The 24,980-nt window shown below is 25.8% G+C and carries 23 protein-coding genes and 1 pseudogene; 11 read left to right on the forward strand and 13 right to left on the reverse strand.

Going from position 1 to position 24,980, the window contains the following annotated elements:
- Positions 1-130: 130 nt before the first annotated feature.
- Positions 131-433: pseudogene (locus tag MBCUT_RS11835) on the forward strand (right-handed parallel beta-helix repeat-containing protein); the annotation flags it as partial.
- Here MBCUT_RS11835 and MBCUT_RS11745 read toward each other — a convergent pair.
- On the reverse strand, positions 427-552 hold the full coding sequence (locus MBCUT_RS11745; protein WP_281177949.1) for a hypothetical protein: 126 nt from the start codon (positions 550-552) through the stop codon (positions 427-429). The pseudogene MBCUT_RS11835 and the gene MBCUT_RS11745 overlap by 7 nt on opposite strands.
- On the opposite strand from MBCUT_RS11745, the gene MBCUT_RS11555 reads away from it, so the two are divergent.
- Both MBCUT_RS11555 and MBCUT_RS06150 read left to right on the forward strand, forming a co-directional pair.
- On the forward strand, positions 545-721 hold the full coding sequence (locus tag MBCUT_RS11555; RefSeq protein ID WP_245634959.1) for a hypothetical protein: 177 nt from the start codon (positions 545-547) through the stop codon (positions 719-721). The two genes, MBCUT_RS11745 and MBCUT_RS11555, sit on opposite strands and share 8 nt — an antisense overlap.
- Positions 722-975: 254 nt before the next feature.
- Complete coding sequence (locus tag MBCUT_RS06150; protein WP_067259808.1) at positions 976-3,252, forward strand: hypothetical protein; 2,277 nt, start codon at positions 976-978, stop codon at positions 3,250-3,252.
- Positions 3,253-3,379: 127 nt separating this feature from the next.
- Here MBCUT_RS06150 and MBCUT_RS10895 read toward each other — a convergent pair whose 3' ends face one another.
- Positions 3,380-3,550 carry a hypothetical protein gene (locus tag MBCUT_RS10895; RefSeq protein ID WP_157082514.1) on the reverse strand — a complete coding sequence of 57 codons (171 nt, stop codon included), beginning with the start codon at positions 3,548-3,550 and terminating at the stop codon, positions 3,380-3,382.
- Positions 3,551-3,569: 19 nt separating this feature from the next.
- On the opposite strand from MBCUT_RS10895, the gene MBCUT_RS06155 reads away from it, so the two are divergent.
- Positions 3,570-5,327, forward strand: a complete 1,758-nt coding sequence (locus MBCUT_RS06155; protein ID WP_067259809.1) for a right-handed parallel beta-helix repeat-containing protein — start codon at positions 3,570-3,572, stop codon at positions 5,325-5,327.
- Between the two features lie 149 nt (positions 5,328-5,476).
- Here MBCUT_RS06155 and tsaA read toward each other — a convergent pair whose 3' ends face one another.
- Positions 5,477-5,971 (reverse strand): tRNA (N6-threonylcarbamoyladenosine(37)-N6)-methyltransferase TrmO, encoded by a 495-nt coding sequence (gene tsaA / locus MBCUT_RS06160; protein WP_067259810.1) that lies wholly within the window; start codon positions 5,969-5,971, stop codon positions 5,477-5,479.
- A gap of 538 nt (positions 5,972-6,509) precedes the next feature.
- Here tsaA and MBCUT_RS06165 point away from each other — a divergent pair.
- Positions 6,510-6,719 carry a TOBE domain-containing protein gene (locus MBCUT_RS06165; protein ID WP_067259811.1) on the forward strand — a complete coding sequence of 70 codons (210 nt, stop codon included), beginning with the start codon at positions 6,510-6,512 and terminating at the stop codon, positions 6,717-6,719.
- Between the two features lie 231 nt (positions 6,720-6,950).
- Here the strand turns inward: MBCUT_RS06165 and MBCUT_RS06170 are convergent, their stop codons facing one another.
- Entirely contained in the window at positions 6,951-7,388 is a 438-nt protein-coding gene (locus MBCUT_RS06170) for a molybdenum cofactor biosynthesis protein MoaE (RefSeq protein ID WP_067259812.1), read from the reverse strand.
- 283 nt (positions 7,389-7,671) lie between these two features.
- Positions 7,672-8,205, reverse strand: coding sequence for a nicotinamide-nucleotide adenylyltransferase (locus tag MBCUT_RS06175; protein WP_067259813.1), 534 nt, complete (start codon positions 8,203-8,205; stop codon positions 7,672-7,674).
- Positions 8,206-8,882: 677 nt separating this feature from the next.
- On the opposite strand from MBCUT_RS06175, the gene MBCUT_RS06180 reads away from it, so the two are divergent.
- The 5 genes from MBCUT_RS06180 (at position 8,883) to rd (ending at position 12,658) form a co-directional block, all read left to right on the forward strand.
- Entirely contained in the window at positions 8,883-10,607 is a 1,725-nt protein-coding gene (locus MBCUT_RS06180) for an ATP-binding cassette domain-containing protein (protein ID WP_067259814.1), read from the forward strand.
- 315 nt (positions 10,608-10,922) lie between these two features.
- Entirely contained in the window at positions 10,923-11,477 is a 555-nt protein-coding gene (locus MBCUT_RS06185; RefSeq protein WP_067259815.1) for a flavin reductase family protein, read from the forward strand.
- Positions 11,478-11,661: 184 nt separating this feature from the next.
- Positions 11,662-12,057, forward strand: a complete 396-nt coding sequence (locus MBCUT_RS06190) for a universal stress protein (RefSeq protein WP_067259816.1) — start codon at positions 11,662-11,664, stop codon at positions 12,055-12,057.
- 234 nt (positions 12,058-12,291) lie between these two features.
- A complete protein-coding gene (locus MBCUT_RS06195; RefSeq protein ID WP_067259817.1) occupies positions 12,292-12,456 on the forward strand; it encodes a rubredoxin in 165 nt (54 codons plus the stop codon).
- 43 nt (positions 12,457-12,499) lie between these two features.
- Positions 12,500-12,658, forward strand: a complete 159-nt coding sequence (rd, locus tag MBCUT_RS06200; protein ID WP_067259818.1) for a rubredoxin — start codon at positions 12,500-12,502, stop codon at positions 12,656-12,658.
- A 366-nt stretch (positions 12,659-13,024) separates the two neighbouring features.
- On the opposite strand, the gene MBCUT_RS06205 is transcribed toward rd, so the two are convergent.
- The 8 genes from MBCUT_RS06205 to MBCUT_RS06240 form a co-directional block, all read right to left on the reverse strand.
- Positions 13,025-13,471 carry an ACT domain-containing protein gene (locus MBCUT_RS06205; RefSeq protein WP_245634960.1) on the reverse strand — a complete coding sequence of 149 codons (447 nt, stop codon included), beginning with the start codon at positions 13,469-13,471 and terminating at the stop codon, positions 13,025-13,027.
- Between the two features lie 306 nt (positions 13,472-13,777).
- Positions 13,778-15,079 (reverse strand): phenylacetate--CoA ligase family protein, encoded by a 1,302-nt coding sequence (locus tag MBCUT_RS06210; RefSeq protein WP_067259819.1) that lies wholly within the window; start codon positions 15,077-15,079, stop codon positions 13,778-13,780.
- A 246-nt stretch (positions 15,080-15,325) separates the two neighbouring features.
- Positions 15,326-16,072 (reverse strand): sugar phosphate isomerase/epimerase family protein, encoded by a 747-nt coding sequence (locus MBCUT_RS06215; protein ID WP_067259820.1) that lies wholly within the window; start codon positions 16,070-16,072, stop codon positions 15,326-15,328.
- Between the two features lie 371 nt (positions 16,073-16,443).
- Positions 16,444-18,372: a PINc/VapC family ATPase gene (locus MBCUT_RS06220; RefSeq protein ID WP_067259821.1), complete on the reverse strand. Its 1,929-nt coding sequence runs from the start codon at positions 18,370-18,372 to the stop codon at positions 16,444-16,446.
- 672 nt (positions 18,373-19,044) lie between these two features.
- The gene (hisI, locus tag MBCUT_RS06225; protein ID WP_067259827.1) at positions 19,045-19,473 is read right to left on the reverse strand and encodes a phosphoribosyl-AMP cyclohydrolase; all 429 of its coding nucleotides are present in this window, start codon (positions 19,471-19,473) and stop codon (positions 19,045-19,047) included.
- 128 nt (positions 19,474-19,601) lie between these two features.
- Complete coding sequence (hisS, locus tag MBCUT_RS06230) at positions 19,602-20,936, reverse strand: histidine--tRNA ligase (RefSeq protein ID WP_067259822.1); 1,335 nt, start codon at positions 20,934-20,936, stop codon at positions 19,602-19,604.
- 218 nt (positions 20,937-21,154) lie between these two features.
- The gene (locus tag MBCUT_RS06235) at positions 21,155-21,778 is read right to left on the reverse strand and encodes a 2TM domain-containing protein (protein ID WP_067259823.1); all 624 of its coding nucleotides are present in this window, start codon (positions 21,776-21,778) and stop codon (positions 21,155-21,157) included.
- Positions 21,779-21,888: 110 nt separating this feature from the next.
- A complete protein-coding gene (locus MBCUT_RS06240; protein WP_067259824.1) occupies positions 21,889-23,103 on the reverse strand; it encodes a glycosyltransferase family 2 protein in 1,215 nt (404 codons plus the stop codon).
- Between the two features lie 662 nt (positions 23,104-23,765).
- On the opposite strand from MBCUT_RS06240, the gene MBCUT_RS06245 reads away from it, so the two are divergent.
- Positions 23,766-24,674: a shikimate dehydrogenase gene (locus tag MBCUT_RS06245; protein ID WP_067259825.1), complete on the forward strand. Its 909-nt coding sequence runs from the start codon at positions 23,766-23,768 to the stop codon at positions 24,672-24,674.
- Positions 24,675-24,980 lie beyond the last annotated feature (306 nt).

Raw genomic sequence — 24,980 nt, forward strand, 5'->3', positions numbered from 1 at the left:
AGTGTCATGACAATTTAAATATTAATTTATTTATATTTTTCAACAAAATTATTAAAAAGTATTTTATCTTCTTAATTCAATCTTAAGCCTTTTATTTAATCTTACTCTATAAAATCTATATTAATAAGCTATTTCATTCAGTACTGTAGATGGAGCTACTGTCACAAACAATGTATTTAATGTTAGTGATGATGGAACAAGAGATGTTATCCATGTTGTAGATACTACAAATCTTGTAATAGATACTAATACTATCGATGGTTATACTCGTGATGCAGTATCATTAGCTGCTGGGCGAGGGGTTCTTGGTGCAAGTACCTACAATATACAAATAACCAACAACAACTTCCTAAATGGGGGTGAAGAAGGTGTTTACTTCGGTGGAGGTGTTGACCAAGTTGTAATAGTTGGAAATAACTTTACCAATTATACTGGAGTAGCTATTAATGTAGAACGATCTTCAACTAATATAGAAATTTCTAGCAATATCTTTTCTGGACTTAATAATGAAAGTGTAGGTATTAGATTAGTTGAAAATGACACAATGCACAATGGAACACCTACTGTATTAACCAATGTCACAGTTACAGGTAATGCAATTTCTGACAATCGATATGGAGTTGTACTATATCAGTTATCTGATCCTGATACATGGGAAACTAATATTCTGAATGATAACAGATTCAATAACAATCTATTGAATGTTTCAATACAGAATTAAAAACTTAAAATAATTTTGAGGTTTTTTACACCAAGACTTAATTTAGTTAATGGTGTTTTATTAACCTCTTTTTTTATTTATAATTAAAAAATCTTCAGATGTTTGGATTTAGAATGTATTTCACATTATCCTCTAAAAAAATTAACTTTTACATTATTTTTATATAAATCGAACCTATGGAAATTGAACTTATGAAGTTTTATAAAATAAAGTTTTCAAAAATAATATTAATCTCGTTTATTATTTTATCGTTTATGCTCTGTATAACTGGAGCTTCAGCATATGATTTTAATCAGACAAGTACATCGACTGATATTCAAGGATATATTGATAATTCTGGCGATGATGTTATCGAACTAAAAGCAGGAAATTATTCACTAAAAGAAATCAATATAACTCGAAACTTAACAATAAAAAATAAGGGTAGTGATGTTGTTAATATACGCGGCGATGGATTAAATACATTGTTTAATGTTAAATCAGCTTATGTTACAATTCAAGGATTAAATATAATAGATTACAAAGTAGCTATTAACTCAAGTGCTAGTTATTTGACCATTAAAAATAATAGAATAACCTCTACCAAAGATCCTTTATTTAATAGCCCAACAAACGACACCACAGGAATTATTATTGATATTACTAATAATTCAGGAGATGCTTTTTTAAATAATATAATAATTGAATCAAATTTCATTGATACAAAGTATGAAGGAATTATATTTAATATCACCTCATTAAGTGGTGATAGCTATATGGAAAATATAACAATTAATTATAATATTTTAGAATCTTCAAATAAAGGTGGAATTTATTCTGATACTAATGCTTATGTTAAAAATGTATCCCTAAATAATAATTTTTTAACCACTGAAAGTGGAACTCCTTTTTATTTATCAGCTGCAAACATTGATAATCTTCAATTTAATGATAATGAACTGACAGGAAGTTCAACAGCTACTATTATTAATTTGAATTATATGCTTAATGCAACAAATATAAAAATTATTGGAAATACACTTATTTCAGGAGGTAATGTTGTAGGAATTAATATATCTTCAAGATTGGAATCCTCAGATGCAAATATAACAAATCTCCTAATTGAAGATAATAATATAAACACTCTAAGAACTGCCACAGGAAATGTTGCGGGAACTAAGAGTATTATATTAGTTTCTAATTCAACTTTAAAGAATTTTCAATTATCTAACAATATAATGAATGGTCTTCATGGTGTATCAAATGTTATTGATGGTATAATATTTAACAATAATACTTTTTACAGTACAATTAATTTTGGAACTAATGGTAATTTTCCATATACGGCAAATATTCCATTACAAGTTTTTAATAATTTTACATTTAATAATAATAAAATTAATATTACTGATCATGCTATTTTCTTTATAAGTCCTTATACTACTAATTTAACTTTAGAAAATAATACTGGATATATTTCAGGAAGATTTTTGTCTACTGGATCCGGCGGAGTAAAAAATTTACGCATGGAAAATAATAATTTCACACAACTAAACTCATCTACTGCAAATCTTATTTATGCATTGGGTCCTAGCTTTTTAGAAGATGTTTTTATATATAACAATACTGCTAGCAGAGTTCAATTTGATAGTGGCTCTGGCCATATTAATAATGTCACAATTTATAATAATCATTTGACTGGAATAAATGTTGCATCGATATCATCGGATGTCAGTAATGTCAATATTACTAATAATACAATTAATAGTACAGTTCAAAATGGTGTACTTACAATAAGACAAAATGGTAAATTAATTAACTTAACTATTGAAAATAATATTATATTTTCATATTCTACTGCTACTGCAGCTACTAATAATGTGGTGTATCTTTATACTAGTGGTGATAATTCATATTATGAGAACATTATTATAAATAATAATTATATTAATGCATTTAATGCTGGTAATGGAATGCGTATTTATGTTAATCAGAATAATATAAGCTGGAATGACTTTAATATATTTAATAATACTATTGAAACTAAAAATGGATATGGAATTCTCTTTGATTTTACCAAATATATTTATGGAGATAATGGATTAGTTAATATATCAAATAATAGAATAAAATCTTCAAATAATGGTATTAATTTTAATTTTCAAAAAACAGCTACTGATATATTAAAAAATTTAGTTATTTTTAATAATACTATTGAAAGTACTACTAAAGGAATTTATTTAAATGCAAATACAGTTAAAGATGCTTTGATTAAAGGAAATAATATAATAGGTAGAACTCATGGTATAGATATTTCTGCTAATAATATTGAAAATATTACTATTAATTATAACAGTATTTTGAGTTCTGATAAACTTCTTACTTTCTCTGCACTGGCAACTGGTAATATTGACTATAATTGGTGGGGTTCAAATACAATAAATGCTACAAAATTTTCAAACACTCCTACTATGAATAACCATTATAACATAACACTTGATCAAATGGTGCTACTGGTATTGGGGATGTTATTCTTGTTAAAACTGTTTTAAATAGTACTGGTGATAGTACTGGTGTCAGTGAATTAGCTAACTTTAAAGTTATTGTTGATAATAATGGAAATCCATATGAAACCTATGGAAAAGATGGTGAAGTTGAAGTATTAGCTAATGGAGCTTATTATGTTGAATTTGAAGATGCAAGAATAGATTTCACTACCATTGGTAAAGGAGATGCTTTCATTGAAATAGGTTCTAACTTTACTGGAATTGAAAATGAAACCATCAATATAACTGCTAAATTAAAAACTTCAAAAGGAACTGGAATCCCGGGAAAATGGATAATATTCACTATTAATGGAATATCAGTTATGAGACAGACAAATGCTGATGGAATAGCTATTTTAGAATATACAATATCAACTATTGGTAATTTCACAATACAAGTTAGTTTTGATGGAACTAGTGACAGTGATTTTAACAGTGCAACAAACAGTAGTCGTTTAAATGCATTAGCTAAACCAAGTGAGGAAAATGAATTTGGGCCTAAATATGTTCCAACAGTCTGGAATACTACACAAATTCAAGAGCTAATAGACAACACTCCTCTAGGTGGTACACTTTACTTTAAAGGGATTTATAAAAATCTTAACTTGATTCTTAATAAATCAATTAACCTTATTAGTGAAGGTGCAAGATTTACTGGAACTGGAACTACATTTAAAGTAAATGGAACAAATATACTTATTAGTGGATTTAACATTACAACAACAGGAACAGGAATAGAAATAGATAATGCATCTAATATTAAAATATTAAATAATACAATCGCAAACTGTCAATTCGGAATTAATTTAATTAATATCCCAGAGAATATTGAAATATCTTACAATAATCTACTTGCTAATGGTGCTGGAATTAATATACCTAATAATGTAAGTGGTTTAAAAATTTATGAAAATATTATAAATGGTTTAGACCTTTCAAATCCAGGTCTTTCAACTAAATTTGGAATTCTTATCTATCAAGAAGTTACTAATCTTAATATGTCTAGAAATTTCATAACTGGAAACTATGCAGGAATAAGATTCCAAGATACATATACTGGTAAAGAAGATCTTTCAGAAGATATTAAATTCAACACAATTGTTAACAATCATTTTGAAGTACAATTACAATCTAAATCCACTCCAGTTCCAGGATACAACTGGTATGGAAGCAGTACATGGCCATATTTCTGTCAGAGACTCGGATTAGTAGCTCCTTGGATAAAATCACGATTAGTAAGTGTTGATGATCTTGGACTATTTAGACTAGAATTATACTACATGGATGGATCAGAAGAAAAAATCGTTACAAATGAAATAGTGACTAACAATGTTACATTCACATTAAATGGATATTTATCTAGTACTGTGACAACAGTTAATGGTATAGCTATTGTTAACTTCACAAATTATGTATTTGCTAACAGAGGTCAAAATAACATTATTAATTCTAGCATTTACCGTGATTTATGGAGCATAACCCTAACTCCAGAACAGATACAAGCAGCTATTGATAAAGCTCTTGAAGAAGCCAACAATAACAACAATGGTGGCGATGGCTCTGGTGATGGTTCTAACAATGGACCAGGCAACGGCACAGGAGATGGAAATGGAACAGGAAATGGTACTGGTAACGGCACTGGAGATGGAAATGGTACTGGTAACGGTACAGGAGATGGAAATGGTACTGGAGATGGAATAGGAAATGGAAATGAAACTGGAGTAATTGGTGGTGAAGATTCTGGTTCTAAAGATGGAACTAATACAGATGATAAAGATAACTCTAATGAAAATCAAGATAACTCAAACACTGATAAACTACCAGAATCCACTGAAACTCCTCAAAAAGAACCTAACAATGATGGAACTCCAAGAGCTAGTGCAGGTTTAACTCAAGCTTCAGCTAGTGGAGGAAGGGATGGTGGAGGAAGCCCATCAGGAGAAAAAATATATGAAGTGACTAAAGAAGAAGAATCCAATGATAATAATATTGATAATTTAATTAAAACTATTGTTGGTTTAGTTGCTATTGGTATTGTTTTAGCTGCTGGTGTATTGTTAAGGAAAAGAGGACTTACTTAAAACCTCTTTTTTTTTATTATTATAATTTTTATTACTTTTTTTACTATTTCTTTTATTATATTGGCTAGTAAATATTATATTGGCTAGTAAATATCATATTGGCTAGTAAATAGCTATTTTTGTTTTTTCATGTTTTTTGGTTTAAATCCTTAGCTTTCTAGAAATCTATTGTCTGATTTTTTATTCTTGGCATCTTTGTGTTTTTCTTCAAACCACCCAATTTTAAGATCTTTGCATGTTTCTTCATATAACTGAGGAACATATGGTTTTATGTCTAAGACTGGAGTTCCATTAAGAATATCTACATTAGAAATATGAATGATATTATCTTTAATTGAATTTAATTCAACAACTGATATGCCAATGGGATTGGGTCGCTTTGGTGATCTAGTTGCAAAAATTCCATGATGTGTATTGTCTAAAAAAGGCTTAACTCTAAGTGAATGGCTCTTAACTTCATGGAGATAATAAACTAAAGTCAAATGAGAAAATTCTTCAAGGTCTTTTAAACCCTCAATTAAATCTTTATTTAAATGGATTTCTCCTTTAATCCCTTTCGCTCCAATTGGTTGAATAGGCATTCCTTCTAATTCTTTAAATGGAGAATAAATTATTCCAAGACTATTAAATTCTATTTTATTCATATTTTTATTTTTGTATTTATTATATTATATATATTGTGCTGTTTTTAATCATTTAATATAAAATCAAATTTTGAACAAAATCATCGATATGTAAAAATTTAAGTAATCGATATGAAAATAGCTATTATCGGTAATTAAGGACTATTTTTTATTTTTAGCAAAAAATAAGAATGTTTATATAGTATAATTCATAAATTAATAATTATAAATAATAATTAATAAAAATTATAATTTAGAAATAAATATTTTGTATTATAATTTAGAAATAAGTATTTTGTATTATTATTTAGAAATAATTGTTTTGTATTATTATTTAGAAATAAGTGTTTTGTATTATTATTTAGAAATAAGTGTTTTGTATTATTATTTAGAAATAAGTATATTGTATTAGTGAAATGAAGATATAACTAAGAAATTTATAGTACAATTGAAAAAGAATTTTAACAAATTATGCAATTTATTATTAATACTTAATTATAATAAAACATATAAATTACTTTAATTGTTTAATAAAATTTTTAAAATGGAGGAATTTTTGATGAAACTTAGTGCAAGAAATCAATTAAAAGGAAAAGTTGAAAATGTAGAAATAGGTGCTGTAATGGCAAGTATCAAAATAAAGGTAGAAGAACCAGGGATAATCACAGCTTTAATTACAAAAGAGTCAGCTGAAAGTTTAGGACTAACAACTGGGGATGATGTTGCAGCTATTATTAAATCAACAGAAATAATTGTTGGAAAAGAATAATAGCTTCATTTTATTTTTAATTTTTTCATAAGCTAATATTCTTTTCTTTTTATCTAATTATTTTCCTTGACTTTTTTTTTATTTTAATTATTTTTTAGATTTTTTTATTTTAATTATTTTTTAGATTTTTTTTATTTTTTAGATTCTTTTTTTTAATTATCTTCTAGATTCTTTTGTAATTAGTTATATAGTTCTTTTTGCATTGTTTAATAATTCTAGTCTTGTGTTTATTTAGCCTCCAGCCATGATTATTTTTGTTCCTGTATTAGAGATTTCTTCTTTTTTAAATTCTAAATCGAATTTAGTTCGTTCTATGGTGTCTTTTAGAGCATCAAGTGTTTCATTTCTATGAGGTCCAAGAACAGCCACCATGAATAATGTGTCTCCAGTATAAAATTCTCCAACATAGTGGATAATAGCTATTTCAAAAACTCCAAATTTGATTTTTACACTTTCTGCAATGGTTTCAAGTTCTTTTTGAGTTTTTTCCTTATTAGGAGTTGTTAATATTAATTTATTTACTTCTAGATCTTCTTCTTCTCCTCGAACAATACCTTCAAAAGTGAAAATAGCTCCTGATTTATCAACTTTTTTACTTTTCTTTATAGAATTAACTAGATCTCCAATACTGTAGTATTCATCATCCTTTTCAATAATTTTTACAATCATTTTTATTCCTCTAGTGATTTTTTAATTATATACTAATTTTTGCATGGTTTAATTTTTATTAATATTTTTATATTATATTTTATTATATTTTTATTATATTTTTATTTGTTATAATAATTGTTATATTTATTATACTATCTGTTATATATATAATTTTTTTTAGAATTAATCTTGTTATCTTAATTTATATTATAATTATATGTGTTTTAAGGATATATTTTCATTAGATTTTCAATTCTATTAAGTAATCTCTTAATTATCTCTAGTTTTAGAATTTAAGTAATCATTTTATAATAAGTTCTTTTTTTGCAACTTGTTTAAGCCTTCCAATTCCATTTATTTCATTAATGATTTTTGCTGTAGATTTTGGAACTAGGTGTTCCCATTTTTCATTCATTATCATTCTTCTTCTAATTTCAGTGCCAGATAATTGATTTCTATCAAATAATGGGGGAATGGAAACAAGATAATTTTCTTCAGTAAATAATCTTTGAACCAATGGATTACCACTAAATACTTTTTTAAAGGGAGGAGTTAACATTTTCACATGAGATGCCCAGACAGAATTCATTAAGAGATCCACTATTGGTATTATGTAATAGCTATCTGAGTGAATGTCATTTTCAGCTAAGGCTTTTGTAAGCATGATTATTCTTTCACCTGCAGTAAAAGGGTCTGTCTCTGTATGACTTAATTGAGCACTCCCAATACCAATTATAAGCTCATCTACTTCTTCAAATGTTTTTTTAATCACTTGAATATGACCATTATGAACAGGTTGCATTCTTCCTATGATTATTCCTCTATTTTTATTCATTATTATTTAATATTTCTTTTATAATATTAAATATTTACTAATTTATTCTTGATTATTTGAATAAATTTTATTTACTAATTTATTCTTGATTATTTGAATAAATTTTATTTACTAATTTATTCTTGATTATTTGAATAAATTTTATTTACTAATTTATTCTTGATTATTTGAATAAATTTTATTTTTTTAGATACTATTAAATAATCTTAAAAATATAATTATTAATAATAAAATGAGTACAATATTTATATATAATAGCTATTTTCATAGCTGAAATTTAATTAATGTCCGTATGTAATAGATTATATAAGATTATAATATATTATGCAAGACTATAATATATTCTAATTGATTATATAGTGTCCTGATAAATTATATAAAATTATATAATGTGATGATGGATTATGATTGATTATATAGTGTCCTGATAAATTATATAAAATTATATAATGTTTTGATGGGTTATGATTGATTATATAATGTTATGATGGGTTATGATTGATTATATAATGTTTTGATGGGTTATGATTGATTATATAATATTATAATTGATTTTCATATATTATACTAGATTACAATAAGTTATATTAGCTAATAATTGATTATTATTAATTCTAATTAATTATATAATAAAAAAATGATTTATATTTACTATAAACTACTATTAAGTGATTTTGATGATTAAAATAGAAAATCTTACTAAAACTTACAAATTAGATAATGGAGAGGAAATTTCTGCCTTAAAAAATATAAACTTAAGTGTTAATGAGGGAGAAATATTAGGAATCATTGGTGTCAGTGGATCTGGAAAAACATCACTTCTTAGAATACTACGTGGGGTTGAATCATTTGATTCTGGTAAAATCACATTGGATGATATTGAAGTGTCTTTTGACTCTAGTCAATATTACTTCACTAAATTGAAAAAGGCTACAGCTATTCACTTACAAAGATCTTTTGGCTTATGGCCAGAAACAGCTTTTGATAATGTTATTAGGAAGCTATTTGGGGCTAAATATGGTGATGAAGCTATGACTGACTTTGATTATGCATATGATCAATTTGGTGATGAAGCTAAAAATATCTTAAAACTAGTTGGTCTTGAGGACAAACAGGATCATTTTGCACCAGTTCTTAGTGGTGGAGAGAAACAAAGACTTATAATGGCTCGTCAATTAGCTAAAAAACCAAAAGTCCTTTTATTAGATGAACCTGCTACAATGGCATGTCCAAAAACTAAACAAGAAATATTAGATTCAATAAAAAGAATCAATAAAGAACTAGGGGTCACAGTTATCTTAGTTTCCCATTTGCCAGAGGTTCATAAATTCTTAGCAGATCGTTTAATTTTAATTGAGAATGGAGAAATCAAAGAAGAAGGAAATGTTAAAAGTATATCTGAAGATTTCTTAAAAGGATTAGACCCACAAGTAGCTATTGATCCTATAATTGATGAAGAAACTGTGGTTCGGATTCAAGATATTGAAAAGAGATTCTATCTTATTAAAGGTGGAGAAGTTCTTGAAATGAATGATATTAATTTTGATATCAAAAAAAGAGACATTTTAAGTATTGTTGGTCCTAGTGGGGCAGGTAAAACCATTCTTCTTCGAATAATAGGGGGATTAGAACACCCCGACAATGGAAAAGTTTTATTTAAATTAAATGCAGATACAGATTCTAATGAAGATATTTTTGTAGATATCAGTGAAGCTAGTGTAAATAGGATGAAAATCAGAAGAAAAATGGGAATTATGCATCAAGAATTCGCTCTTTCTCATTATGCAACTATTAGGGATCAACTAGCTGTTAAATTAGGGTTTAAAAATCAATATGTTGTTGATGAAGCAAGAAAAAAAGCTAAAGAGTTAGAATTAGGAGATGAACTTTTAGATGCTTTATATCAACTCACTGACTTACCTGAAGCAGAAGCTAAATCTAGGCTTGAAAAGATTGGTCTTCTTCCTGATATATTGGAAGATCTATTTCCAAGGTTCCCTGAAAAAGCAGTTAAGGAAGAAATTAAACCACTATTTAATGCATTAAATCTTTCGCTAGATGTGTTAAATAGAAAATCTTATGAATTATCAGGAGGACAGAAAGTTCGAGCTATGTTGGCTTTAGCTTTAGCATCAAAACCTGAAATTCTTTTATTAGATGAACCTTTCGGTGATTTAGATCCAATAACCCTTAGAATTGTAGCTAACTCTATTAAAAGTATAAATAAAGAGTTTGGAACTACTATTATTATGGTATCTCATAATATTGATTTCATAAAAGAATTGTCCAAAACAGCTATTCTAATAGAAGAAGGAAAAATAATTGATGTGGATAATCCATTGAATATTGTTGATAAATTTGTAACTTTATGTAATGCTGAATATTTGTGTGAAAATTTTTAGTGTTTTAAGTGCTTTATTGTTCTAAAGTTTTTAGTGTTTTAAGTGCTTTATTGTTCTAAAGTTTTTAGTGTTTTAAGTGCTTTATTGTTCTAAAGTTTTTAGTGTTTTAAGTGCTTTATTATTCTAAATATTTAGTATTCTATTTATGAATATTTTAAATTTCGATTATATTTATTATTAATCAATATAATTTCTAGAAGTAAAATAACTTGATTATTCTTATTTAATAGAATATATGAAATATCAATGTTGAAGAAGGTAAAATAATGAAAAATATAGAAATATATAAATATCAACATTGAGGAAGGTAAGATAATGAAAAATATAGATTTTCCAGTAGAAGAATTCCATAAAATATTAGCACCAAGACCTACAGTTGTAGTTACAAGTAAAGATGACAATGGAAATATTAATGCAGCTCCATTTTCTTTTGTAATGCCTGTTTCATTAGATCCTCCTTTAATAGCTATTTCTTCATCACCAAACCATGATACTGTGAAAAATATTGAAAAAACAGAGGGATTCACTCTAAGTATAGCTACTGAATCTATAATTAATGAGGTATGGGAAATGGCTAAAGAGGTCCCATCTGATGAAAATGAACTTGAAATGGCTGGACTAAGTGAAGAACCAGGTAAATCTATTAATTTGCCAATTATTGAAGAAGCAATAGCTAATTTTGAATGTGGTGCAGTTAGTATAGAGAAAACTGGCGATCAGAAACTTATAATAGCTGAAATTTTTGATATTTCTCTCAGAAGTGATATGATTAAAGAGGGTATTTTGGATGTTGAAAAAGCTAAACCATTACTACATATAAATGATGATATTTTTGTAATTGGGGATCATTTAAGAAAAGTAAATGAGTAATTATTAATCAGTAAACCATGATATGATTTGTTTAAAATTAAAAATTATTAAGATATATTGATTGTAGGTAGATTACTGAATAATTGGATTATTTATGATTTGTTTAGATTACTGATTAATTGGATTATTTAGGGTTTGTTTGATATTTAAATAATATGTTTTGTAGTATTAATAGGTGAAAATTATGTTTGAAAATATTATGGTTCCTTCTGATGGATCTAAGTATTCTGATAAGGCTGTAGAACTAGCTATTGAAATAGCTAAAAAATTTAATTCTAAAATTACAGCTGTCCATGTAATTGATGAGAAAACTATGTTTCCTTATGAGAAATTAGAAGATGAGGGCAATGAAATTCTAGAAAAAATAGCTAAAAAAGGATTTAAGGCAGGAATTGAAGTTACAGAGCAATTAATTACTGGAGATCCTCTTAGAGATATGAAAACAATAGCTAAAAAAGCTAATGTAGACTCAATTGTCATTAGTACTCATGGAAGAAATAAGTTAGAAAAATTGATGGTGGGAAGTGTAACTGATAGAGTTATTCAAACTTTTGATATTCCTGTGATATTGGCTAAATAATCTTTCTGGATATTTTCATCTATTTTTTTTCTCTCATGTTTTTATGAATTTTTATTTTATTTGATAATAAAATCACAAAATATAAATTATTAAAGAAACATAAGCTTTTATTATATATGTATAGAAATAACTTAATTTGATATAGATTCTATTAATTAATTTATAATTAAATAGTAATCTTCTATTTATTTAGTCAAATTAATACAAGTTGAATTATAATTTTAAGGTGATTTAATGAGCGAAAGAATGAAATGTAAAGTTTGTGGCTATATTTATACTGCTGAAAAAGGAGAAACAAGAAAAAACGTTGAACCTAATACTCTTTGGGAAGATGTTCCTGAACGGTTTGTTTGTCCTTCATGTGGAGCTGCTAAAAGAATGTTTATTGCAATTGATTAGATTACATAATTATGAATTAAATTTAAAATATTGAGGTGAAAAAATGGATAAATATGTTTGTGAAATGTGTGGATATGTATATGACCCTGAAAATGGAGATCCTGATAATGGTGTAGAAGTAGGTACAGCATGGGAAGATGTTCCTGATGAATGGGTGTGTCCAATGTGTGGAGTGGGGAAAGATCAATTTAGTAAACAATAAAGAAAATATTTAAACAAATTTTTATTATAATTCATTGAATTCATGAATATTGTATTTGAGTAATTTCGTTTTTTAAAGAGAATTCATGTCAAAAATCATGATTTTTTTCTCTTTAAAATTTATAAAGTTGATTTCTAAGTTGAAATTTGGAAATCTTTTTTAATATTCTGTTTTTTTTTCATTTTTATCCTTTATTTTATGATTGTGTAACTATTTCATGTTGTAACTTACCACTAATTAGTTTAATTCACATCATATTTTACTAAAACCATAATAAACACCAATATAAATTAATATAGTATTTCTGGAAAAATTCTTAAATTTTGAAGATAAATTAAACTTTTTTCATTTTTAATTGTTTTATAATCATAAATTATAAACTTCTGTTGGTGGAACAATAGTTAAATCATTAGTTTTTAATGTTTTTATTAATAAATCAAGGTCTTCTGATTGAAGGAGAAGAATAGCTTTTTCTGTCTTTTCATGAGTAAATGCATAGATATATTCTAAGTTTATATCATTGTCATTTAAAACTTTAAGAACTCTTGAAAGTCCTCCTGGAGTATCATCTAATTCTATTCCAATAATATCAATAATTTTAACAATGAAATTATTAGATTCAAGGAGTTCTTTAGCTATTCCAGGATTTTGGACCAATATTCTCAAAATTCCAAAATCAGATGTATCAGCTATTGATAATGCCCTTATATTAATATTTCCTTTGTCTAATATATCCAAAGCTTTCCATAATCTTCCTTTTTTGTTTTCTAAAAATATTGATAATTGTTTTATCTTCATATTATCCCTTTTCATATCATTGCCCCATTATATTATTCTTATATAATTTGTTCTCATATAAAATATTATTATAAAAAATTATTCTCATATAATTTATTATCATATAAAATATTATTATGAAAAATTATTCTCATATAATTTATTCTCATATAAAATATTATTATGAAAAATTATTCTCATATAATTTATTCTTATAGAAAATATTATTATGAAAATTTATTCTCATAGAAATTTTTTTATAAAAAATATTATTCTTGCAAAAGACATTTTTATTGCACTGAATTTTATATTAGTCTTATGAATTTGTTGAATTTTTCAATTTTAATGGAGATTTCTTTTATCTATAACTCTTATAGCTTTTCCTTCACTTCTAGGAATACTTTTTGGTTCAACTAGAGTCACTTTCACTCTGAGGCCGATTTCATTCTCAATGTAGTCTTCAATTTTTTTCTTTATATTTATCATTTCTTTAACTTCATCTGAGAAAAGATCTTCGGAGGCTTCTACTTTAACCTCTATTTCATCCATTAAATGAGGTCTTGTTACAATAATTTGATAATGTGGCTCAATATTGTTAACTTTAAGTAATGCTTTTTCAATTTGAGATGGAAAAACAGCTACTCCTTTAACTTTAATCATATCATCAGTTCTTCCTGTGATTCTTTCCATTCTTGCAGTATTTCTACCACATTGGCAAGATTGTCTATTTATAGAAGTGATATCCTTAGTTCTAAATCTGATAAGTGGCATTCCTTCTCTTTCAAGGTTAGTTAAAACTAATTCACCATTTTTATTCTCTTCTAAAGTTTTCCCTGTTTTTGGGTCGATGATTTCAGGATATACATAATCTTCTGATATATGTAGTCCATCTTGAGCACTACATTCTACAGCTATTCCAGGACCCATTAATTCAGTTAAACCATATATATTGTATGCGGGGGCTCCAAACCGCGTTTGAATTTCTTGTCTCATTTCTTCAGTCCACATCTCAGCTCCAAAACCAATAGCTTTGAGGTTTATATCTTTTGAATCAAAACCTTCTTCTTTAGCAAGTTCAGCCAAATACATTCCATAAGAAGGAGTAAAAATGACCACAGTAGTTCCAAAATCTTTCATTATTTCAATCTGTCTTCTACTTTGTCCTGTTGATATGGGGATGACAATTGACCCTATTTTATGAGATCCATAATGGACTCCAAATCCTCCGGTGAAAAGTCCATATCCATGTGTGTTTTGAATGATATCATTTTCATCGATTCCCATCATAGTAAGGCCTCTAGCTACTAATTCACTCCAGCAATCAATATCTTTTCTAGTATATCCAGATACTACAGGCTTTCCAGTAGTACCAGAAGAGCTATGAACTTCAATTATTTCTCTAGAAGGAACTGCAAACATTCCAAAAGGATAGCCTTCTCTTAAGTCATCTTTAGTTGTAAAAGGAAGCTTTTCAATATCTTCAAGGCTTTGAATATCATTGGGATGAATATTTAATTCCTTATACTTTTTATGATAATAGGGTATATTTTCATAAGCTCTTTTAACAACATCTTGCAATTTTTTTAGTTGTAATTCTGCCATGTCTTCTCTAGACATACATTCAGCTTTTTCATTCCAAATCATGTGTATTCCTTCGGTTGAATGTTAAATTTGTTAATATATACTCGTATATTTATATAATTATTAATATTTAAATTTATTAATAAAGGTGGATTGTAATTCTATTTAAATTTATTAATAGAATTGGATTGTAATTCTATTTAAATTTATTAATAGAATTGGATTGTAATTCTATTTAAATTTATTAATTCTATTTAAATTATTTTTTGTTTTTAAATTATTTATTAAAGTTTCTTTAAATTTTAGCTATTATAAATGTTTTTTTAGATATTCTATACTTTTTATAACAGAATCTTTGTCATTTACTTCAATGGTATATATGCCATCATAATTATTATCCTCAAAAGTATTAATTGTAGTTTTAAAATCAATATCTCCTTCACCTAATGCAAGGTGTGTATCATAATCATGAAAATTATCAGAAAGATGTATGTGTTTAATTGAGTCAAAGTAAACTTCATTTTCTAAAAATCCTGCAGTTGCTGCATGACCAATATCAAGAGTCATGAACATATCTAAGTCTGTTAATAACTGATTTAATTTAATAATATCTGTGTAGAGAAATCCCTCTATTTTTGGCATATTTTCAACAGCTATTGTAATTCCAAGATCTTTACCATAGTCTCCACATATTTTAAGAGATTCTCTAGATTTAACTAAAGCTTTTTCTTGAAAAGGACGACTTAAGAAAGGAATATTACCTGGATGAACAACCACTATTTCACTATCTAATTCATTAGCTATGTTAATTGATTTCATTACTTCAGCTATTGAAGTTTTTTGGATAGAATGGTTTAATGAAGCTAAATTTAAATCTATAATTGGAGAATGGACAACATATTTAAGATTATAAGATTTTAATAGCTCAGTATCAATTATATTATTAGGATAGTCATTTAATATTTCAAAATAATCAATGTTTAGTCCTTCTATAAATTCCAAATTCTCAGATATATGCTCTTTGTACACTGATAATGAAGATACTCCTAGTTTCATACTATTATCCTTTAATATTTGATTATGTGTTTCTAAATTGATTTTTGATAGTGATATTAATGAATATTTTTATAATGGATTAATTTTATATCTTTGATTATCTATGATATATCTTTTTAGTAATTAATTTTTCTATATTATTCTATATTATATACAGTATATTCTTTTAGATTAATCTTTTTTATAAATTTTTAATTTTTATTGTTTTTGATGGTTTTTATTGATATTTTTAATTTTTATTGTTTTTGGTGGTTTTTATTGATGTTTTTAATTTTTTCATTTATTGGATAATATTTTTAATTTATATGGGTATTTTTAGAGGATTTTTTTTATTTTATCCTTTTAAGATCATTAGTTTATTTTTTATAAGTTTAATGATTTTTAGATCTTAATTTAACCATTAGAGGAATGCCTAAATCAATAGCTTCTAATAAAAAATCAACTATTTCAAGTCCTTGTTTTAATCGAATTAATCCTTTTTTACCAACAGTAGCTGTGAATAAATATTCCTCATTTACTATAACATCAAATTCTTCTCCAATATGTTCATATCCAATATCTAATATTAAATGACTTTTTGATATTTCATAAGAAGCTTCAAACAATTCATTTCCTTTTTTATGATCAATTTTTTCATTATTGTTTGATGTGAAACTTTCAAGGGGTTCTACTCCAATACTGATTCCTACTTTTCTTTCAAGATCATCTATTCTTTTTCCTTTTTTACCGATTATTTTAGGAATGAATTCTTCATTTACATAAATCTTTACTCGATCACTTGATATTACTTCTGCTTTTACAGTTGCTCTTGGCACTAACTTTTTAATAGCTCTAATCACTTCTTTTTCAGCTATTTTATCCACTGAAGATTTTTTTGCTTTTCCGTCATTTCCTTTGGGGCTTTGAACTAAATCTACATCCATTACAATGGTCTGCTCACCGTAGGTATATATTTCATTTTTTAAATCTCCTGTTTCAAAGTCTCGAACTTCAATAACTGGTCTTGCAAGATCTGCCTCTTGCATACCAGATGGAACTTTCACAGTTAATTTAGCCTCATAAATAGCTCTTATTTCTCCATCTTCGATGTATATGGTGGTATCTACAATAGATGGGATTATTCCAAGTTCTACTCTAGCAGCTATTCTCTGAATGGCATCTATTGGTCTAGTTGCATGAACAACTCCAATCATTCCAACACCAGCCAATCGCATATCTGCAAAGATATTAAAATCATGATTTTTTCTAAGTTCATCATATATAGTAAAATCAGGTCTCACGAGTAATAATATATCGGCTGTTTTTTCCATGTCACCATCAAGAGGAGCATATTGGGTTATTTCATCTCCAACTTGAAGATCTCTAGGAGATTCCATTGTCTTAACAATTTTGTTTAAACATTCGGAAAAGAATTTAGCTACTGCCTGGGCAAAAGTACTTTTCCCTGCTCCAGGTGAACCAGATATGAGAATACCATTTGCTTCATTTCTTAGTCTATCCATTAATTTATCAGATAATGCATAGTTTTCAAGAGAAACCTCAGCTACGGGACGAACAGCTGTAATTTCCATTCCTTCTGAAAATGGAGGTTTAGCTATTGATATCCTATATTCTCTTGATTGGACTACAGTTGCACCTTCTTCATCTACCTCAAGATAAGTCTTAAAATCATGATTAGCTTTTTGAATAATTTCTTCAGCTAATTTTTCTAAATATTCATAACTAATAGGAGTTGAAGTAAGCTTTACTAACTCAATTGACCCTGGTTTTCCTTTTTTAGCCATTGGTACAACATTTTCTTTTAAATGAACTGACATTGTTGTATCATCAAAGTATTTAGCAATTTCTAATGCCTTTTCTGAATCTGATTCTTGTTTAATATATATTACAGGTATTCCTTGAGCTTCAGCTACTTCACTTTGAACTCTATCACATGTTATTAGCGTAGCTAATTCATTTTTAGCAACATCTCTAATTATTGAATCTATTTCACCTGCTTTAGATAATGAAATTTCATAATTGTTTGGTCTTTTTCCAGCAAAGCTAATAGCTATAATTCCTTTATCATTTAATTTTTGAAGTTTCTTTAATTCATCAAGTCCTTTTTGACCAATCATACGCTGTTTATTAGTTTGATATTCAAGTTCCGCTACTACCGCTTCAGGAATTATAATTTCGGGATACTTTAATTCCATGTCATTTATTATTTTAGTTATTGTTCCTTCTATAACTGCACTTGTATCAGGTACAATTCTTTTTAACTTTTCAGTTTCTTCATCATTTTCTTCAAAATATTCCACTTATCTGTCCCCATTTGTTTATTAATTTTATTTTTATCATTATTTTCTAGGATAATTTTTATTATAATTTTTATTTTTATCATTAATTTCTAGGATAATTTTTATTATAATTTTTATTTTTATCATTAATTTCTAGGATAATTTTTATTATAATTTTTATTTTTATCATTAATTTCTATCATATTCCTTATAATCTTCATTATTAATATTTTCCATAATATTGAATTCTTAGTTTTTTTATTATTTATTTTTTATATTATATTAATTAGTATTTTCTTTTTTTAAATATCTAAATTTTCCTGTTATGTTTAATGCAGATTCTAATAAAATATTTTATTAATTAATGATAATAAATACTAATAAATTAACTACCAGATTATATAAATATTATTATATTCAAAAAAAGTAATAAAAAACACTGAGTAAAAATCTAAAAATAATGGTATTGAAGATGAAAATTCAGACTTTTGGATACACACCTTATTATTTTGCAATTTAGAGAGTATCAAAATAGTTTAGAGTGTATCTAAATAAGAATATTTGAATTTTTACAAAATCAGAAGGCTTTGTTTTATAGATAATTTATTTGATATCATATTAATAGCTATTATCTCCCTATAGTTTGTTTTATTAAATAATTATAATCTTAAATTATTGCCCTGGGTATGTTATTTATTTTTTTCCATACATTTCATCTGGATTGAACAATCGTTTACTTATGAGTTTTAAGCTATCATTTTCAAGTTTTTCCAGATCTGTAATATTATCATTGATTTTATCCATATTTAACTCTCTAAAAAAGCAAGAATAATATCCTTCATGACATGCTGCTCCCTTTTGTTCTATTTTTAATACTATAGCATCCATATCACAATCTATATAAATGTTTTTTACATTTTGGAGGTTTCCTGAACTTTCACCTTTCAGCCACAGCTTATTTCTTGAGGTACTCCAATAGTGAGCGTTTTTAGTTTCTATTGTTTTTTGAAGAGCTTCTTTATTCATAAAAGCTACCATTAATATTTCTAATGTTTTGTGATCTTGAACAACAGCTGTAACTAATTTTTGACCGTTTTTCTCAATTTTAAAATTGATTCCAATCTCTTCAATGCTTTTCATAATTTGATCTCTTTTATATATTTTTATTATTTAATATTAAGTACTATTATTCATTTTATATGGCGTTATTCATTTTATATATTATGTTAGGTAGTATTATGTATTTTATTTTAATTATTTTTATTTTTTTTATTATTATTATCAATTTGATTTTTGATATAGGTTATAATATTGTTAATAGCTACTAATTCTTGGTTTCCAGTATCCATATTTTTAATTGTAACACTATTTTCCTCTAAATCATTCTCTCCAACGATAATAAAATATTTAACATTTAATTTATTGGCTATATTCAATAACTTTTTAAACTTTTTTCTGGAAAGATCGATTTCAGTTGATATATTAGCTCTTCGTAATGTTTGACCAACTTCAAATGATTTTGTTATAATCTCTTCGTGGTTTCCTTTAGATAATGGACAAGCAACATATACTTCAACCATGGAATGTTCTTCATCAGTTTCTTTAATAGCATTCATTAATCTATCAAAGCCAAATGCAAAGCCAGTAGATTCAATTGCCTCACCACCAAATAGTTCAACTAAATTATAGCTACCTCCTCCAGCTATTTGTTTTTGAGCTCCAAGTTCAGGAACATAAATCTCAAATACTATTCCTGTATAATAATCTAGACCTCTTGCAACACCAAGATTAATATTATAGTTAGATACATCAAAAGCTTTTAAATATTTTAACAATTCTTTGAATTCATTCAATGAAGCTATTGCTTTTTCATAATCATTGATGATAATTTCAATTTCATCTAAAATCTCATCTTTCCCAGTTAAATCAAAGAACTTTATCAATATATCTTGAAGAAAGATATCTTTAATTAAAGGATTTTGTCCTAGCTTTAAAGAATCTATAAATAGTTTTTTATCTCCTTTATCTATTAGATTCATTATAGTTTCCTGAGTTTCAGAATCTATATTGAAATGTTCAAACAATCCTCTTATAATTCCTAAATGATTGATATGTATTTCAGCATTCTCTATTCCCAATTTTTTAATAGAATCCTCAGCCATAGCTATTACTTCAGCTTCACCTTCAGGAGATTTAGCTCCTATTAATTCACACCCAAATTGCCAAAATTGTCTGAATCTTCCTTTTTGTGTTCTTTCATACCTAAAACAACTACCAAAATAGTATAATTTAATTGGCTTAGCTGTTTTTTGCATTTCATTTAAATATAATCTGGCCACAGGAGCTGTTAACTCAGGTCTAAGAGCTATTTCACGATTTGATTTATCTTCAAAGTTGTATAGCTGGTCTACAATTTCTTCTCCAGATTTTGTAGTGAATAATGATAGATTTTCAAAGATAGGTGTTTTTATTTCTTGGTAAGCATAATTTTCAAAGACTTCTCTTAAAGTATTTTCTGCATTTCTTCTTTCTTTCATCTCTTTAAATAAGAAATCTCTTGTTCCTCGAGGTTTTGTAATTTTCAAAATGATTCCACCAGATATGTTATATGTAAAGTTCATAATTAAGTTTAATTTATATGTAAAGTTCATTTTAATTTTTATTAAGACTTATTATTTATCTAATTTTTATTAGGATGTATTTATTTATCTTTATTCATATATATTTGATATTATTATTCTTTATTCCTATATTCTTTATTCTATCAATTAAAATTTTAATTAAGTATTATATTATTATTTTATCAAAATTCATTAAAACTCTTCGTATATTCTGTCACTTTTTTATTTTCCCATTTGTCATTAAATAGCTTTTTATCTGCATGAAAAATGAATAAATGTCTATATATTAAATTAATAATGGAAAATGCTAATATTATATCAAAAAAACTGAACAGAGGAAAATAAGTACTTAAAATACATAATACTATGTTTATTATTGCTACACGTACCACTAAGAAGTAAAATCTTTTCTTTTCTTTCTTTTTATCTTCATCAAATTTTTCATGAATCTTTTCGATAGTGGGTAAATCATCGGTTTTCATATATTTTTTGAGGAAATTATCAGCTTGTTTTGTATTTCTGAATTTCCTTTTAATTCTATAGAGTTTTATGTATTTATAAATTAAAAATAGTGAAAATATAGTTCCAATATATAGAAAAATAAATGTATTAGTCTGAAAAAATGCTATCTCAGCAGGAGGTGATGCATTACCAATATTCATAATAGTTTGGTTTAAGTTGAATGATTGGGAAAATTGAAATCTGATCAATATAAATATAAATAATCCTATTGAAAATAAAAATTGGCAGTAGAATTGTTTTGTTTCTTCAACTATTATTTTAGCTCTTTGATATTTTGTATCCATGGTAAAAAACCTTATTTTTTGAAAGTTTTATAATTATGTGAAATTCAACAATCAAACGTGAATTTCAATAATCAATATTATTATTTTAAATCATTTTTAATAATTTACTATCATCTATTTAAAATTTGATTAAATAAGTGCATGTTTTCTTTATTTTTAGGCATTAATTTGCATTCATCGCACTTTTCAAGAAATCTTCTCACATGGTTTCTTGTATCCTTTATATCAATTTCATTATCATGTGTTTTATTATTATAATTATTTTCATAAATATAAAATTGAGATAAAAGATAATCTAATGTATATGAACAATGAATCTTAAAATAGCTTTCTTTTCCATGATTTCTAAATAATTGATATATTAATTTTTCAGATTCAATAAACCCTTTAAAATAGTTAGAGTTTAATGAATGTGTAATGGAATTAGCTCTGAAAACATAGTTAGCTACTATAAAATCATCTAAATATATAATTCCCTTTGCTTTTAATAATGCTTCAACTACAAAAACTTCATCTTGAAGAGGTATATTTTCAGGGAAATGTATGTTGTTTTCAATTATGAATTTTTTTCTGAATATCTTAGACCATATTGAGGGGTGAATTGCAAGTAAGGATTCAGCTTCTGCTATATTGTTCAATTTCAGATTTTTTCTATTTTTTTGAGTTGAATCTTGTTTGTTTTCTATAGTTGGGTCTATATTAGTTCTTGAATTAACGTATTTTTCTTTTGGTGTATGATTTAAATTGGGGTATTTTTCTTTTGGTGTATGATTTAAATTGGGTATTTTTCTTTTGGTGTATGATTTAAATTTTGTTGATTTCATGGCTGTTAAAAGAGCTAATGGAAAGTATTTTTCTTTTGGTGTATGATTTAAATTGGGGTATTTTTCTTTTGGTGTATGATTTAAATTGGGGTATTTTTCTTCTATCGTGTGATTATTTGAAAAAATATACTCATATGTTCCAAAAGCTAAATCTATATCTCCTTTTGATATTGTATTGTATAGAACCTCACAGGCATCATTTTCATAAAAATCATCAGGGTCTAGAAACATTATATAATCACAACTAGCCTCTTGAATTCCAATATTTCTTGGCTTACCTGCAAAACCACTATTTGATTTTAGATAAATCGATTTAAAATTATCATATTTTTCAGTATAATCCTTGATTATATTGGGACTATTATCAGTTGAACAATCATCTACTATAATAACTTCAAGATTCTTTACTCCAATACTTTGATTAATTATAGAATCTAATGCGATTTTAATATAGTCTTCTACATTGAATATTGGTATTATAATGCTTATTTTTTGGTTCATATGAAAGACCATTTCCTTTTGATTTTTAATTTCCCAGAATCAATTTCATTAGTTAGGATAATGTTATACTTAATAATTTATAGTATTATCTCCATAGCTTTATCTTAGGAACTCTTGATTAATGGACAATATATTAGTATTAATTAAAAAATCATGTTTTTTTTATCTTGGAAAAACTTAATAGTGAGTAATTAAAATATATGATTAGATTAAATATTGAGTTAATAAAGTACTTATAATTCAATTAATTATTATTCATATTAATAATATCATAATTAAATAATATCATAATTATTATTGATAATTGATTTAATAAAGTACTTATAATTCAATTAATTATTATTCATATTAATAATATCATAATTATTATTCATAATTGATTTAATAAATTATTTAATTTTTATTTAAGTAAAGTTTATTTAATTATTGTATAATTTATATATTAATAAATTATTAAATAAGTTATTAATAAATTAAATATATTTGAAAAGGTTAGTTAATATTATTTGAAATATGTTATTAATTTAGATATTTGAAAAGGTTAGTTAATATTATTTGAAATATGTTATTAATTTAGATATTTGAAAAGGTTAGTTAATATTATTTGAAATATGTTATTAATTTGAGATATATTCAGTTATTATTAAGAATAGGTGTTAATTTTGATTAATCAAACAACAAGAGCTATTGGTTTAATTGGAAATCCTGTAGAACATAGTTTAGCCACTTTTATGCATAATGCTGCTTTTAAGCATTTAGGCTTAAATTATGTTTATTTGCTTTTTAATGTTAAAAAAGAGAATCTTAATAAAGCTATAGCTGGTGCTGAAGCATTAAATATGGTAGGATTCAATGTAACTATTCCTCATAAGATTAAAGTTATAAATAAATTAGATGAATTTGATTTAATGGCAAACTTAATGGGTGCAGTTAATACCATTCAATTTAAGGATGGAAAATCTAAGGGTTTTAATACTGATGGTCCTGGAGCTATAAAAGCTATTGAAGAAGTGACTGATTTAAAAGACAAAAAAGTTGTTATTTTAGGTTCAGGAGGAGCAGCTCGAGCAGTGTCATTCCAAATAGCTATTTCTGGAATTAATGATTTAGTTATTCTTAATCGTAATGCTAAAAAAGCTAAATCTCTTATTTATGATACTGAAAATTTGTTAAAAACTGATAATTTTCTTGAGAATGAAGATAAAAACAATTATAATATTAATCCTAACCTGCATTTTAACTATGGTACTACTGATTCAGTTGAAAAAGAATTAAAAGATGCTGATATTTTAATTGATACAACTCCCGTTGGGATGTATCCTAACAATAATGAATATCCATTAGCCACATCAGAAATGATGCATTCTGATTTAATTGTTAATGATTTAGTATATAATCCAATCGAAACAACTTTGCTTAAAGAAGCCAAAAAAGCTGGAGCTAAAACTATTCCAGGAACTAAAATGTTAATTTATCAAGGAGCTGAAAGCTTTAAAATATGGACTGGTGTAGAAGCTCCAATTGATATAATGGAAAAAGCAGTTTTAGACAAATTAACTAAAAAAGAATGAATTTTATTTATTTAATTGAAAATAAAATAATGATTAAGTATTTGTTTAAATAAAATACTTTTATATACTTATTTAAATATTTTGAATTTTTGATTGGATATGGTTATTCAAATTTAGATACAGTTTTTAAAATTATAATCGTTATGGATCTCATAATCCTTATGGATTATTATTTTATATATAGTCCTGAAAGAAAAGATTCTAATCAATGGTTTATTGGAATATTAATTTATTTCATAAATATAAGTTGTTGTTATCTTTAATTTCTAAAATAATCTTTAATAATTTTATTATTAAAAAAATATA

It is taken from the genome of Methanobrevibacter cuticularis, from assembly GCF_001639285.1.
Classification (GTDB): domain Archaea; phylum Methanobacteriota; class Methanobacteria; order Methanobacteriales; family Methanobacteriaceae; genus Methanobaculum; species Methanobaculum cuticulare.